General features: G+C 72.8%; 8 protein-coding genes. All 8 read right to left on the reverse strand.

From position 1 onward, the window contains the following. Window positions 1-3 precede the first annotated feature (3 nt). Entirely contained in the window at window positions 4-3,486 is a 3,483-nt protein-coding gene (locus tag ACT2CW_RS08210; RefSeq protein WP_445516233.1) for an aminotransferase class I/II-fold pyridoxal phosphate-dependent enzyme, read from the reverse strand. 62 nt (window positions 3,487-3,548) lie between these two features. Next, the gene (locus ACT2CW_RS08215; RefSeq protein WP_445516075.1) at window positions 3,549-4,499 is read right to left on the reverse strand and encodes an NAD-dependent epimerase/dehydratase family protein; all 951 of its coding nucleotides are present in this window, start codon (window positions 4,497-4,499) and stop codon (window positions 3,549-3,551) included. 103 nt (window positions 4,500-4,602) lie between these two features. Continuing rightward, window positions 4,603-6,240, reverse strand: a complete 1,638-nt coding sequence (locus ACT2CW_RS08220; protein ID WP_445516234.1) for an amidase — start codon at window positions 6,238-6,240, stop codon at window positions 4,603-4,605. 1,022 nt (window positions 6,241-7,262) lie between these two features. Next, window positions 7,263-8,648, reverse strand: coding sequence for a cytochrome P450 (locus tag ACT2CW_RS08225; protein ID WP_445516076.1), 1,386 nt, complete (start codon window positions 8,646-8,648; stop codon window positions 7,263-7,265). A gap of 425 nt (window positions 8,649-9,073) precedes the next feature. Further along, window positions 9,074-10,228, reverse strand: a complete 1,155-nt coding sequence (locus ACT2CW_RS08230; RefSeq protein ID WP_445516077.1) for an ABC transporter substrate-binding protein — start codon at window positions 10,226-10,228, stop codon at window positions 9,074-9,076. Window positions 10,229-10,300: 72 nt separating this feature from the next. Further along, window positions 10,301-11,239 carry an ABC transporter permease gene (locus ACT2CW_RS08235; protein WP_445516078.1) on the reverse strand — a complete coding sequence of 313 codons (939 nt, stop codon included), beginning with the start codon at window positions 11,237-11,239 and terminating at the stop codon, window positions 10,301-10,303. After that, window positions 11,236-12,063, reverse strand: a complete 828-nt coding sequence (locus tag ACT2CW_RS08240) for an ABC transporter ATP-binding protein (RefSeq protein ID WP_445516079.1) — start codon at window positions 12,061-12,063, stop codon at window positions 11,236-11,238. The genes ACT2CW_RS08235 and ACT2CW_RS08240 overlap by 4 nt, the downstream gene beginning before the upstream one ends. Window positions 12,064-12,174: 111 nt before the next feature. After that, the gene (locus ACT2CW_RS08245) at window positions 12,175-14,124 is read right to left on the reverse strand and encodes a glycoside hydrolase family 5 protein (RefSeq protein ID WP_445516080.1); all 1,950 of its coding nucleotides are present in this window, start codon (window positions 14,122-14,124) and stop codon (window positions 12,175-12,177) included. Window positions 14,125-14,186 lie beyond the last annotated feature (62 nt).

Here is a 14,186-nt window from a genome sequence, read left to right on the forward strand (position 1 = left end):
CACTCATCCCCCGGTGGCCGCCACCTCCTCGGCCAGGATCGCCACGGTGCGCCGGATGTCGTCCTCACGGTGCTCGCTGGTGACGAAGAACCGCAGCCTGGCGAGCCCCTCCTCCACGGCGGGGTGGAAGATCGGATCGGCGATCACACCGCGGTCGAACAGCCGGTCCGCGATGCGCAGGGTTCGCGCCGAGTCGCCGAGGAGACACGGCACGATCGGGGTGTGGGCGCTGGTGCCCGTCGCCAGACCGGCCGAGGCGGCCAGGCCGAGGAAGAGCTCCGCGTTGCGCCGCAGGGCGCGTACCCGGTGGGGTTCGGCGACGATCAGCTCGGTGGCGGCCAGCGCCGCGGCCGCGTTGGCCGGGGTCAGGCCGACGCTGTAGACGAAGCCCGGCAGCGTGTGCCGCAGCCACCGCACCATCCGGGCCGAGCCGCCGAGATAGCCCCCGCAGCTGGCGAACGTCTTGGACAGGGTGCCCATCCACAGGTCCACATCGGCCCGGTCGACGCCGAAGAACTCGCCGACGCCACGGCCGCGTTCGCCCACGGTGCCGATGCTGTGCGCCTCGTCGACCATCAGCAGGGCGCCGTAAGCCCGCTTCAGCTCGATCACGGCGGGCAGGTCCACCAGGTCGCCGTCCATGCTGTACGCGCCCTCCACGACGATCAGCACCCGTCTGAACCGGGACCGGTTGCGCCGCAGTGTGTCCTCCAGCGCGCCGATGTCGTTGTGGGCGAACGGGCGCCGCGCCGCGCCGGACAGGGCGCAGCCCTGGAGGATGCTGTCGTGGGCGAGCGCGTCGTGCACCACCAGGTCCCGCGCCCCGACGAGGTGCCCGATCGCGGTGACGTTGGTGGCGTGGCCGCTCACCAGCGCCAGGCAGTCCGCGGTGCCGAGGAAGTCGGCCAGCGCCCGCTCCAGCCGTACGGTCAGCTCCCGTTCGCCGGAGAGCACCCGGCTCGCCGAGACCGAGGTCCCGTACCGGTCCACCGCCTGGTGCACGGCCTCGTTGACCGCCGGATGGCCGGAGAGCCCCAGGTAGTTGTAGCTGCCGAAGGACAGATACGGCCTGTCGCCGATCATGGTCGTATCGCGGATGGTGCCCTGGTGGACGCGGAAGTACGGGAAGCCCGCGCCGCTGCCGGTGATCGTGCTCAGGCGCTCCTCGAACTGGCGCACCTCGGGGAAGTCATCGGGGCACGCGGTCGCCGCGTCCCAGTCGCCGTTCTCGTCCCCGTCCACGTGCACGTCCCCGTCCCCCCGTGTCTCCCGGGGCGGTGGCCCACCGAGGACGGGCTCCCCGGTGGGATCCCCGGTGAGATGCGGATCGACCAGTCCGACCAGCCGTGCCACGGTGAGGTCGGGGGCGAAGATCTCCTCGGTGCGGAATCCCGGTATCCGCTTGCCGATGTTGACCTCCAGCTCCTGGAGCATCAGGGAGTCGAAGCCGAGGTCGGTCACCAGCTCCATCCGCTCGGTCAGATCGGCGAGCGGGAAGACGCCGGTCCGCGAGAGCTCTTCGAGCACGATGGACGCCGCGGAGCCGCCACCGGCCCGCGCGTCCACCGGCCCGGTCCGGCCCTCTCCCACCGCCACGGGGGCGGGCGGGGCCTCCGCCGGGGCGCGTGCCGACTCGTCCACCGCCCAGTGGTGGCGCGGGGCGAGCGGGCTCGGTGGCAGGGTGCAGGGAGGTATGTGCTCCAGCACCGGGCGGAGCCCCGCGCCGGTGACCGCGCGCTCGGCGAGCCGGGCCAGCGCGGCCGAGCGTTCCCCAGCGGACGCGGCCGAGCGTTCCCCAGCGGACGCGGCCGGGCGTTCACCGGCGGACAGCGAGCCCGGCACGGCCGCCTCCGGCTCCGCCCCGGGTGGCACGGTGCCGGTCAGCTGCCCCGGCCCGAGCCGCCCGGTGCGGCCGGCCGCCACCGCGTCGGCGGCGGCGGTCAGCTTGGTGACGGCGTCGGCGGTGTCCTCGGCCACCAGGGCGAGGCGTTCGGCGAGCGGAGCCCGGCGGGCCAGGGTGTCCGCCACCCCGGCCAGCGGCGGCCGGTCCTGGTCGAGGGTGTCGGCCAGCTCCCGGGCGTAACGGACCAGCCCGGCCCGGTCGCGGGCGCTCAGCACCAGCAGTCGCGGCCCCTCGTCCGGTGCGGGGCGAGCCGGTGCGGTGGCGCACTCCTCGACCACCAGATGGACGCCGGTGCCGCCGAAGCCGAACGCGCTCACCCCCGCGCGGCGCGGCTGCCCGGACTCCGGCCATACGGTGGGCTTCGTCGGGACGATCAGCCGCGCGGCGTCGAGCCCGGAGCGGTCGGCGAGGTCGAACTCCGGCTGAGGCGGTATCACTCCCCGGTGCACGGCCAGCACGGTCTTGACGAGCCCCGCCATCCCGGCGGCGTTGAGCGCGTGTCCGACCACCGCCTTCACCGCGCCGAGGAAGGCGGGTGCGCCCCGCGTGCCCCGCAGTTCGCCCAGGACACCGACCTCGACCGGATCGCCCACGGTGGTCCCGGTGCCGTGCGCCTCGAGGTAGCCCACCGCGTCCGGGGTCAGATCGGCGTCGCGGTAGGCCCGGCGCAGGGCCCTGAGCTGACCGGCCGCCTGGGGGTGCATTCCGCCCTGTACGGTCCCGTCGTTGGCCGTGCCCACGCCCCGTATCACCGCGTAGACCCGGTCGCCGGCGGCCAGCGCGTCGGACAGGGGGCGCAGCGCCAGGACCCCGGCGCCCTCCCCCAGGACGAAGCCATCGGCCTCCGCGCCGAACGGCAGGCATCTGCCGGTGCGCGAGATGGCGCCGATCCGGCACAGCCCCACCAGCAGGTCGGGGGCGAGGATCAGCTGGGCGCCGCCCGCGAGGGCGATGCGGCAGCGGCCCGCGCGCAGTGCGAACACGGCGTTGGCCACGGCCATGAGGCCACCGGAGCACGCCGAGTCCAGCGCATAGCTCTCGCCGTGCAGATCGAAGACCGAACTGACGGTGTTCGGCCCCATGTTGAGCAGGAGTCCGGCGACGGACGAGCCGTGCAGCCCGTCCACCGCGCGGACCGTCTCCGGCCACCGGGGATCGGTGGCCCGCGCCCCGAACTCGCCGCCGGTCAGCTGGCGCATCCGGATGCGCATGGTGGTGATCTCGCGATAGCCGCTCTCGGTGAGCGCCGTGATCACCGAGGTCTCCTCGCGGTCGAAGCCCTCGGCCTCCCATCCGGCGTCCTGGATGGCCTCACGGGTCAGGTCGATCAGCAGCCGCCCTTGCGGATCCATCGATCTGGCCCGGCGTGGCGGGATGCCGTAGTGCGCCGCGTCGAAGTGGCCCACGTCCGGCAGCAGCGCCATGGTGTCCGTATAGGTAGCCGATGTGTCACGTAAGTTGTCGCTGAGGAAGGTGGCGGTGCGCCATCTGGAGTCCGGGACGGTGGCGAACTGCGCCCGCGGTTCATTGAGCAGCCGCCAGTACTGGTTGACGTTCCGCGCCCCCGGGAACCGGCAGGCCATTCCCACGATCGCGACGTCATCGCGCCGCGTTCCGTTCGCGCCCACGGTGGATTCCTTCGCTGTCACGGCCGTCGCCCGGCGGTGGCCAGTCGCTCGCGCCACCACTCCACCGTCGCCTTGACCTGATCGTCGACGGGGGTGGCGCGCACCGCGAACTCGGCTTCGTAGGCGCTCGCGTCCATGATGAAGGGCCGGTCGAACTGGTAGCGGACCTCCTTGAGCTCGCGGAGCAGCGGGGAGAACAGCGACGCGAGACCCAGCACGGCCGACGGCAGCCTGCGCACCGCGACCGGCCCGGTCCCCGCCTCGGTGGCGAGGCGGTCGACCATCTCCCGGGTGGACAGCGCGGGCGCCGTCGGTACGTGCCAGGCGCGTCCCCAGGCCCGCTCCTCGCCCGCCACCTCGGCCAGGGCGGCGGCCACGTCGGGGATGTAGCTCCAGCTGTGCGGGGTGTCGGGGTCCCCGAGCGAGGAGACGGACTTGCCGCGCAGCACGGGTGGCACGACCCGCGCGGCGAGGTGCCCGCCGTCGGTCACTCCGGGCCCGAAGAAGTCCGAGGCCCGCACCTCGACCGCCTTGATACGGCCCTGCTCATGGAGGTCGCGCGCCTGCTCCCACACGGTGGCGCGCACCCGCCCCTTGGTGCCGGTGGCCGCGAGCGGCAGTTCCTCGGTCATGGGGCCGTCCACCGGGCCGTAGCCGTAGAGATTGCCCAGCATGACCAGGACCGCCCCGGTGGCCTCGGCGGCCGTGCGGAGCGACGCGGCCAGGGGCGGCCATTCACTGGCCCAGCGGTGGTAGGGCGGTGCGCCACAGCTGTAGAGGGCGGCCGCGCCCCGCACGGCCTCGGTCAGTCGCTCGCTGTCCGTCGCGTCCAGCGCGACGTGCTCGATACCGGGTTCCGGGCTGCGGCCCGACCTGGTGATGACGCGTACTGTATGGCCCCTTTCGGCGAGCAGCCGAGCAGTGGCCGCCCCCGCGGGCCCGAATCCTATGACGACATGAAGGTTCACGCGCGCACACTAGCGCGAGTGCCTGTGGCTTTTGCGGCAGACGTTCCGATGGGGCCGTTCAGACCGTTCAGACTGTTCAGGCCGTTGAGGTCGTTCAGACCGTTCACCGGGAGGCGTCGGTTCCCGCTGACGGCAGGTAGCGCGGCGCTCGCCAGGCGTGCAGCCGGTGCTCCACCGCGGCGCCCAGCGACAGCAGCTCGGTGTCCTCCTGGTCACCGGCCATCAGGAGCACGCCCACGGGCAGCTCGTCCACGAACCCGGCGGGCACCGAGAGGGACGGGTATCCGGCCACGGCCGCGGGGGTCGAGGACGGGATCACATCGTTGTCGCCGCGTGCGCAGTCGGTGGTCCAGGCGGGCGGGTTCGTCGGCGAGGCGATGGCGTCCAGGTGGTGGGTGGCCATCGTCTCGTCGATGGACCGCCGCGAGAGGTCCTTCAACTCGGCGCGCATGGCCCGGTATTCGGGGTCGGTGGTGGGCGGTGCGGCAAGTGCCCGCTCGAACAGCTCCTGGCCCGCGAAGCAGCTCTGCTCCGCCGGGTGGGCGCGGTTGAATTCGATCAGCTCGGCGAGGTCGCGCGGGCCCTCGCGGGTGGCGAGGTAGGCGTCGATGTCCCGGTGGAACTCGCTGAGCAGCGCGGGGAATTCCAGCTCGGCCAGCCGGTCCTGGTACGGCGGTGTCACCTCGACGACCTCGGCTCCCGCCGTGCGCAGTCGCTTCCCGGTACGGGTCATCACGGCGTCCACCTCGGGCCCGAGCGAGGGCAGCCGCCACAGTCCGATGCGCTTGCCGCGCAAACCGGGCGTCTTCGCGGGCGTCTTCACGGGCGTCTTCGCGGGCGTCTTCGCGGGCGCCTTTGGGAGGGCGGCGGGATCGCCGGGGCGTGTGGTGCCGCTGAGCACCGCGAAGGTGAGCGCGGTGTCGATCACATTGCGCGCCATCGGCCCCGCGGTGTCCTGCTCGGCGGAGATCGGGACCACTCCGGACTGGCTGACGCGGCCGATGCTGGGCTTGTGGCCGACCACCCCGTTCATCCCCGCCGGGCACACGATGGAGCCGTCGGTCTCGGTGCCGATCGCCACCTGCGCCAGCGACGCGGCGAGCGCGGCGCCCGAACCGGCGGACGAGCCACAGGGATTGCGGTCCAGTACGTAGGGGTTGTTGGTCTGCCCGCCGACGGCCGACCATCCCGAAGTCGGCTTCGCGGCACGGAAGTTGGCCCACTCGGACAGATTGGTCTTGCCGAGGATCACCGCGCCCGCGTCGCGCAGCCGTGTCACCAGGGCGGCGTCCGTGTCCGGCGGGCTTCCGGCCAGCGCGAGCGAACCGGCGGTCGTGGGCAGGTCGCGGGTGTTCACATTGTCCTTGAGGAGGACGGGTACGCCGTCGAGCGGGCCCCGGGTCTGGCCGCGCCGGTGCCTGGCATCGCTGGCGGCCGCCTGCCGCAGGGCGGTCGGGTCGGTGCGCAGCACCGCGTGGATCGTGGGGTCGATGGCCTTGATCCGCCGCAGATAGGCGGTGGTGAGGGCGGAGGAGGTCAGCGAACCGTTCGCCATCCGCGCCTGGAGTTCCGGGATGGTCACCGTGTCGAGATCGAAGCCGAGTTCGGCTGGGGAAGCGGCCGCCGACAACGGAATGCCGCCGCCGCCATCGGCGACCTCGGCCCGCGTTCGCGGTGCACCCGCGCAGAGGGAGCCCGCCACCAGGGCGGCAACCAGCGTAGCAAGGCTCGGCTTCCTCATGGCGCTCATGACCCTCATGCTCCTCATGAGGGCCAGCGGACTACAGCCCGACGACCCAGCACAAGGGGCTAACGCGCCGAGCTCGGGCGCGAACGCCTATGGGGCACCCGGCGGATCTCTCCCCTCCCCGCCCCTTCCCACTACCAGGGGCTCCGCCCCTGGACCCCGGAGTGCGGGCGGAACCCCGGCCCGGGGCCCTGGCGCAGCCCGGCATGGGGTCTGGGGCGGAGTCCCGCTCCGGGGGTCTGGGCGGAGTCCGGGCACGGGGGCCTGAGGCGAAGCCCCGCTCCGAGGGTCTGGAGCGGAGCCCCGGCTGGGGCCCGGCCCGGGGGTCTGGCGCAGAGCCCCGGCACAGGGTTCCTGGCGCAGAGCCCCGTTCCGGGGCCTGGGGCAAAACCCCGGCACGGGGTCCTGGAGCAAACGGGGTCCGGGGCGAAGCCCCGTTCCGGGATCTGGGCCGGAGCCCCGGCACGGGGACGTGGGCGAAGCCCCGGCACGGGGTCTGGGGCGGAGCCCTAGTTTCGGGGTCTGGGCGGGGTCCGGACACGGGGGTCTGGAGCGAAGCCCCGGCACGGGGTCTGAAGCGAAGCCCCGCTCCGGGGTCTGGCGCAGAGCCCCGGCACGGGGGACCGACCTGGCGCGGAGCCCCGGCGCGGGGCCTGGGGCAGAGCCCCGGCACAGGGTCCAGAGCAAAGCCCCGCTCCGGGATCTGAGGCGAGGCCCCGGCACGGGATCTGGAGCAAAGCCCCGCTCCGGGGTCTGGAGCGGAGCCCTGGCACAGGGTTCCTGGGGCAGCCCCCCGCACGGGGACCTGGCGCAGCGCCCCGCTCCGGGGTCTGGAGCAAAATCCCGGCACGGGGTCCTGGAGCAAACGGGGTCTGGGGCGAAGCCCCAGTGCGGAGCCCCGCTCCGGGGGCCTGGGGCGGAGACCCGGTTTCGGGGTCTGGGGCGGAGACCCAGTTTTGGGGAGGGGCGGGGAGGGGAGCGGCGCGCCGCAGGCGTTGCGGGGCGCCGGGGACGCCCTAGCCTCGGCGCAGGCTTGCCAGGAAGCGCCAGAGCGCGGAGCGCGGCCGTTCCGGTTCGGTGGGGGCGGATGGGGCGGGTTCCGGCAGCGGCGCCGGTGCCGGGGCTTCGGCGGTCGGGGGCGTCGGGGCCTGCCGCGTCCGCATCCGGTACCGGACCGGGAAGGACTTCATCCCGCGTACATACGTGGACGAGCGCCAGGGCAACTGGTCCACAGGCAGACCCAGTTCGAAGTCGCACCGTTCGAACAGCTTGCCCACCGCCGTGGTGACGATCATGTCGGCGAGCCCCCGGCCCGGGCACTGGTGCGGCCCCGCGCCCCAGGCCAGATGGGCACGCGAACTCACCGACGCGTCCTGGCTGCCGGGCGTGGCGAACATCGGGTCGCCGTGCGCGGCGGCGATCGAGGGCACCACCACATCGCCCGCGGCGAGCCGGAAGTCCCCCAGGTCGGTGTCGGCCGCGGGGAAGCGGAAGGTGAGGTTGACCCACGGCGGCGAGGCGATGTGCACGCGGTTGACCAGCTCCTCGACCGGCCCCGCCATCAGTCCGGCCCGCGTCCCGGCCTCCCCGGCCAGCACCTCCAGCACGCTGTTGGTGATGGCGTGGCTGACCAGCTCGGACATGATGACGATGATCGCGTACAGCTCCAGGCCGATCTGCTCCACCGTCAGCGGGGGCTCGACGGCCAGCAGCCGCGTGGTCAGGTCGTCACCCGGGTGCTGCCGCTTGTACGCGGCGAGTTCGGTCGTCGCGGCCACCAGCCGGCCCACGGCCGCCGCGGCGTCCGGGCCGCCGTCCACCATGCGCCACGAGTCCATGAACACGTCGTCGCCCTGGTCGACCGGGAAGCCGAACAACCGGTTGACGGCCATCAGCGGCAGCGCCCGGGCGAACTGCGCGCCCAGGTCCACCCATCCGCTCTCGCTGCCGTCCGCGAAGAAGGTGATGAGCTCGTCGGCGTGGCGGGAGACCGCGTTCGCCAGCTCCCAGGACTGGGGCGCGTCGGAGTCCTGGAAGGGGGCGAGTGCCTCCTCCACGGCGGCGCGGGTCGCCTTGTGCCGCTGGTCGTCCTGGACCAGCAGATGGCTGACCTGGTAGCCGGGCAGATGCGGCCAGTCGGACGGCACCCGGCCCTCGCGCAGCCACCGCCAGTGCTGGATGTCCTTCTTCCACGCGCTCTCGTCGCGCAGCACCTCCCGCACCTCGCGGTAGCCGAGCACCAGCCAGACCGGCACCCCGTGCAGATCGACGGGCGCCACCGGCCCGTACCGGGCCCGCAGGCGTGCGTAGACCGAGGCGGGCCGGATCTCGAAGTCCCGTGTCATCAGCGGTTCGACCGCCAGGGACTCCAGCTCGGACGGCGCGGAGGCAGGAAAGTGCATTTCGATGTCCTTAGTGCGACAGCGGGGCCATTCCGGCCGGGCCGCGGGATCCGTGTGGGGGGTAGCCACACGGCATCTGACGCGCGGCACGGAGCGAGAGTCGGCCCGCTACGGCGCAGGCAACACTAGCGGCCGTTCGGCGGGCTGAACAGCGTGGCCGAGCTCCATGGTCCAGGAAGTGGAGCCATGGTCCAGGGAGTGGGCGCGCTAGGGTCCTTCTGACGGATCTCCGCGGAGGAAGGAGCGGCGTCAGGGGGCACCTCCCAGCGGTAGCTGGGGGAGCGTGCTCTCGGCGTGCCGCGCGGAAGCCCTCGTAGCGGAGCTACTTGGGTTTTCGTGCGGTGCGGCGAGAGGGGGCACCTCCCAGCGGTAGCTGGGGGAGCGTGCCGGGCGTCGCGACGCCGCGGAGATCCGTCAGAAGGACCCTAGGGCTTGTGGCCGACCGCCTCCGCGTAGAACGAGCGGTCCACGACCTTGTCCTCGGGCAGCGGGTCACCCTCCACCACCCCGGCGGTGGCGTACGCCTTCTGGAGGCGGTCCACGGTGCCCGCGCGAATCTCCCAGTCCATGCGCAGCGACGGCACGGCGGCCAGCGTGTCCGGCTCGGTCTTGAGCACGTCGCCGAGGTCGTCGAGGAACGCCTTGTCCTTCTTGTAGTCCCCGGCGAAGTAGGTGTTGACGGTGCGGATGTAGGCGCGCAGGAACGCCACCCCCGCGTCCGGGTCCCCGGTCAGCAGATCGGGGCCGAACAGGAGCCCGCCGAGCGGTTCGCCCCTCGGCTGACCGCCGAGGAAGGCGTAGCCCGCGTCGCCGTCCACCTGGCGCCACACCGGGTCGAGCAGCCAGGCCGCGTCCACTCCGCCGTTCTTCAGCGAGGCGAGCACCTCGGCCGGGCCGAGCTGCTGGAAGCGGACGCTGTCCATGTCGGCCTTGTGCGCGGAGAGCACCTTCTCCATCGGGTACGTGATGACCGAGCCCTTGCCGATGAGGGTGCCGACCGTACGGTCCTTGAGGCTGACCCCGCCCGCCGTCTCCCCCGGCCGCAGCCTGGCCCAGAATCCGCTCCTGGAGCCGGGCGCGGGCGTGAAGTTGCCGGCGACCCAGCGAATGTCGAACCCCTGCCGGATGCCGTTGAGCACGGCGGCCTCCGGCGCCGCGTACTGGACGTCGACATCGCCCTTGGCGAGCAGTGGCAGCGCGTCCGGGGTGGGCAGCAGCTTCACCTCGACATCGAGGTTCTCCTTGCTGAACTCGCCCTTCGCCACGCCGATCCGCAGGGGCGCCAGATACTCGGCGGTCAGCGTGGAGGCGGAGACGACGACCTTCGTCTTCTTCTTCAGCGGCTTCGGCGCGGGCGCGCCGGGCGCGCAACGGGCGGGCCCGCGGCCGGCGGACCTGTCGGAGGGGTCGGTCCAGCCCTTGGCGCAGCCCGCGACCGGGGCGATCGGGCGGGGCTTGCCGCGCGTGCCCGGACCCGCCGACTCCGAGGTCTGCGCGTCGCAGGCGGCGAGGGAGCCGAGGACGCCCAGCAGGGTCACGCCGGTGAGCAGGGCGCGGGCGAGGGAGGGTGTCCGTGCCATGGGTGCCGCCTTCCAGGAGCCGGGGGCCGGGGGTCGAGGGTCGGGGGCCGGGGGTCGGAGCCGAGGTGAGGGTCAGGACTGGGGCCGGCCGCGATCCCGCGGCGCCCAGGGGGTGAGCCGGCGGCCGATGAACCGGACGAGTTCGGAGAAGACCACGCCGAGCACGGCCACGCAGACGATGCCGACGAACATCACGTCGTTCTGGAACAGCGTCCGCGAGTCGAAGATCAAGTGGCCGAGGCCGTCGTTCGCGGCGATCTGCTCGGAGGCCACGATGACCAGGACCGCCACCCCGGCCGCGACCCGCATGCCGACGAGAACCTGCGGCAGTGAGGCGGGCAGCAGGACATGGCGGAACATCTGCCAGGGACCGGCGCCGAATACCTGCCCGGCCTCCCGGTGGCCCTCGGCGACGCCCATCACGGCGGCCATCGTGGAGATCCACACGAAGAAGAAGACGGTGGTCGCGACGAGCGCGATCTGGGGACCCTCGCCGAGGCCGAACATATTGAGGAACACGGGGAGCAGCGCGAGCTTGGGCACGACGTACAGGGCGTCGAGCAACGGTTCCAGCGCCGCGCGGACCATCCGCAGCGCGCCCATCAGCAGCCCGAAGAGATAGCCCGCGGCGGTGCCGAGCGCGTAACCGGCGATCACCCGCTTCAGCGTGGCCCATACGTCCGGCCACAGTTTGCCGTCGGCGGCGCGCTGCCAGCCGTCCGCCGCGATCGTGGACGGCGCGGGGTAGATACGCGAGTCGATCCAGCGCTGATCCGCGGCGAGCTGCCACAGCAGGATCAGCGCGGCGGGCACGGCGAGGGCGAGGGAGAGTTCGATGGCACGGCGGCGCCGGTGGGCGCGGACCGGATCGCGCTCCCCAGGGCCGGGGCGCCGCACCAGCAGCGTCGTCTCGGCGGACCCGCCGCCCCGTTCGCCTTCACCGGGGCGTTCACCGGGGTGTTCACCGGGCCGCGCGGCCGGGACCGAGGCCGCCGTGTTCTCGCCCTTCATGAGGGCTTCCCCACCGGGTCCGCCGGAGCGGTGGCACCGGCCCCGCCCCGCTGTACCTCGTCGCGCAGGAGTTCCCACAGCTCGGACCGCAACGCGGCGAACTGCGGAGCGTGGCGCATCGCCCCGGTGCGCGGGCGTTCGAACGGCGGGTGCCGTTCGGCGATCACCCTGCCAGGTCTGGCCGACATCACCACCACCCGGTCCCCGAGCACGATCGCCTCCTCCAGGCTGTGGGTGACGAACACTGCGGTCGTGCGGGTGGCCTGGCACACCGCGAGCAACTCGTCCTGGAGGATGGTGCGCAACTGGGCGTCGAGCGCGGCGAACGGTTCGTCCAGGAGCAGCACCTCCGGCTCCACCGCGAGCGCGCGGGCGATCGCCACCCGCTGCCGCATCCCGCCCGACAGGGTGGCCGGGTAGGCGTCGGCGAAGTCGGAGAGACCGAGCCGGGCCAGCCAGTCCCGGGCCCGTGCGTCGGCCGCCCTGCGCGGCACCCGCCGCACATCGAGGCCGAAGCGGACGTTGGCCAGCACGGTCTTCCAGTCGTAGATGCCGTAGTCCTGCGGGATCATCGCGGCCGGGTGCCGGCGGCGCGCGCGAATCTCGACCTCGCCACCGCTGGGGCGGACGAGTCCGGCGACGATGCGCAGGAACGTGGACTTGCCGCATCCGGACGGGCCGACGATGCAGCAGAACTCCCCGTGCCGGATGTCCATGTCGAGTGGTCCGAGGGCGTGCACCTGCCGGGTTCCGTGCCCGAAGGTGCGGGTCACCGCGCGGGCACGTACTTTCGGCGCGGCCCCGGGTGTGGTGTGCGGCTCCACCCCGTAACTCCTGATCCGTTGAGCGTGTGTCGTGCGACAACGGCTGCGCGCACCGCTTTACGATATGACGCACCGTCAGATTTCAGCAAGGGTGCGGACGACAGCTCAAGCTCAGGACAGGCGGCGGCACAGCAGCGCGTCCGGGCTGCCGGAGCCGCCCACCCGCGTGGTGAAGGCGATACCGGCGGCGTACTCGCCGTCCGCGCACTGGCCCTTGTAGGCGCCGTGGGCGAAGTCGCCCCCCGCGGCGTCGACGGGCCGGTTGTCGGAGCGGTCGAACCAGACCGTACGTCCCGTGGTGCCCAACGGGGTCCGGGCCGGGGCGCACAGCGCGGCGGACACCCGGCCGCCACGGCGGCTGTAGCCGATGAGGAACTGGTCCGAGGGGCACTGGAACTTGGTGTAGCCGGAGGCCCAGTCGCCACCGGCGGGCACGTACCGTTCGTCCGTGACGACCGTATGGGCGGTGCCGGGGGCGCGCGGGTCGTCGGCGCCGGTGTCGGTGCACAGCCCGCGCCCGGAGGTGTGGCTGAGGCCGATCAGCCGCAGCCCATCGGGGCAGGCCGCCTTGTAGGCGCCCGGATCCCAGTCGCCCCGGCCCCGTTCGATCAGGGACTGCACATGGTCGCCGTGGTCGGTGACGAGCATGCGCCAGGCCGGGACGCGGTCGACGGGGCCGGTGCGTTCGGGCGCGGTCATCAGCCGCCGCCACGCCGTGCCGCGCCAGTCGCCCTGGTCGAGGATTCCGTATCTGCGGCCCGTGGCGTCGTAGCGCAGCAGCGACCAGTCGTCGTGGCCTTCCCAGCCCACGAGCGGCCAGTAGGCGAAGTCGGCGTCACGGTCGGCGAAGTAGTCGGTGATATGGGTGAACCAGGCGCGCGGCGCGGTGCCCGTCTCGGCCGATCCGATGCCGAACTCGCTGATCCACACGGGTGCCGTGTAGTGCTTCCCGCTGTCCTCGGCGATGAAGAACGCCTGGTCGGTGAGGGTTCGATACAGCTCATCGCGGCTGAGGTCCTGGTACCGGGGGTCGTGTGTCTCGCCGACGCCGGTGGCACCGCTGTGGCGCGGGCCGGTGTATCCGTAGAAGTGGGCCGAGTACACCAGCTTGTGGGCGCCGGTGAGGGTGTGCGAGAGGGTGCGCGCGGGGGCCAGGGTGGGGCGCTCGTGGGGCAGCCCGTCCACCGGAATCCCGGTCCAGTTGATGCCCTCGATCACGATGAGGAGGTCGGGGTCGGCCTCGGTGAGGATGCGGTCGGCGGCGCGCTGCGCGGCGGTGTACCAGTCGTGCGCGTCGCCGAGGCCCCAGTTGGGGTCGTCCAGGACGTCGCGGCGCACCTCGTTGTAGAGGTCGGCGCCCACCACACGTGGTTCGTCGGCGTAACGGCGGGCCATGAAGACCCAGTCGTCGATCCATGCTTGCGTGGACTGGCCGCTGTTCCACCGCTCGTTGCCGTCGATGCCGCAGCACCAGCGGGTGGTGTTGGTGTGGTTGTTGAGGATGACGGCGAAGCCGTCCCGGCTGAGGGCGGACACCACGGCGTCGAAGATCTGGAGGGGTGTCCTTCCGCGCAGTTGGGTGTTGGCGGCTACGGCGCTGTCCGGGACGGCCGCCGTGGTGTGGATCATCTCGTTGGAGAACGGCAGCCGGATGCTGTTGATGCCCAGCCGGTGGAAGTCGGCGAGCAGTGTCGGCAGGGGCACCCGGTCCAGACCGAGGGGGATACCGGAGGAGTTCTGCCCGGAGTGGTGGTTGGCGGGGTCGTCAATACTGCCGCTCCCCGTCCACGAGCCCTGCGCGCCGTCCCAGTTGGCCGACTTGAGCCGGAAGCGGTCACCCTTGGCGTCCACGATGTACCGGCCGCGGGTCGACAGCGGCGGCTGCCAGGCGTCGGCCGCGGGGGCGGAGGTGGCCGTGGCGGAGGTGGCCGTGGCGGAGGTGGCGGGGGCCGCCTGCGCGGCGGGCGGTTGGGCGGTGGCGACCGGTCCCGGCGCCGTGGCCAGCAGGGCGAGGATCGAGGCGATTCCCGTCAGGTACCTGAGTGTTCTCCTGGTCGGCATGAGGCCTCCCGTGGGTAGCGATGGTGCCCGAACGCGGCTCCGCCGGACCCGGCGCGCCCGGG

The sequence above is a fragment of the Streptomyces sp. NEAU-174 genome (assembly GCF_052665095.1).

Excerpts from the sequence above, each read along its gene's own strand:
- ACT2CW_RS08210 (WP_445516233.1), bottom strand. The coding sequence starts at position 3,486 with ATGGCCTGCCGGTTCCCGGGGGCGCGGAACGTCAACCAGTACTGGCGG.
- ACT2CW_RS08220 (WP_445516234.1), bottom strand. The coding sequence starts at position 6,240 with ATGAGGAAGCCGAGCCTTGCTACGCTGGTTGCCGCCCTGGTGGCGGGC.
- ACT2CW_RS08225 (WP_445516076.1), bottom strand. The coding sequence starts at position 8,648 with ATGCACTTTCCTGCCTCCGCGCCGTCCGAGCTGGAGTCCCTGGCGGTC.
- ACT2CW_RS08230 (WP_445516077.1), bottom strand. The coding sequence starts at position 10,228 with ATGGCACGGACACCCTCCCTCGCCCGCGCCCTGCTCACCGGCGTGACC.
- ACT2CW_RS08235 (WP_445516078.1), bottom strand. The coding sequence starts at position 11,239 with ATGAAGGGCGAGAACACGGCGGCCTCGGTCCCGGCCGCGCGGCCCGGT.
- ACT2CW_RS08245 (WP_445516080.1), bottom strand. The coding sequence starts at position 14,124 with ATGCCGACCAGGAGAACACTCAGGTACCTGACGGGAATCGCCTCGATC.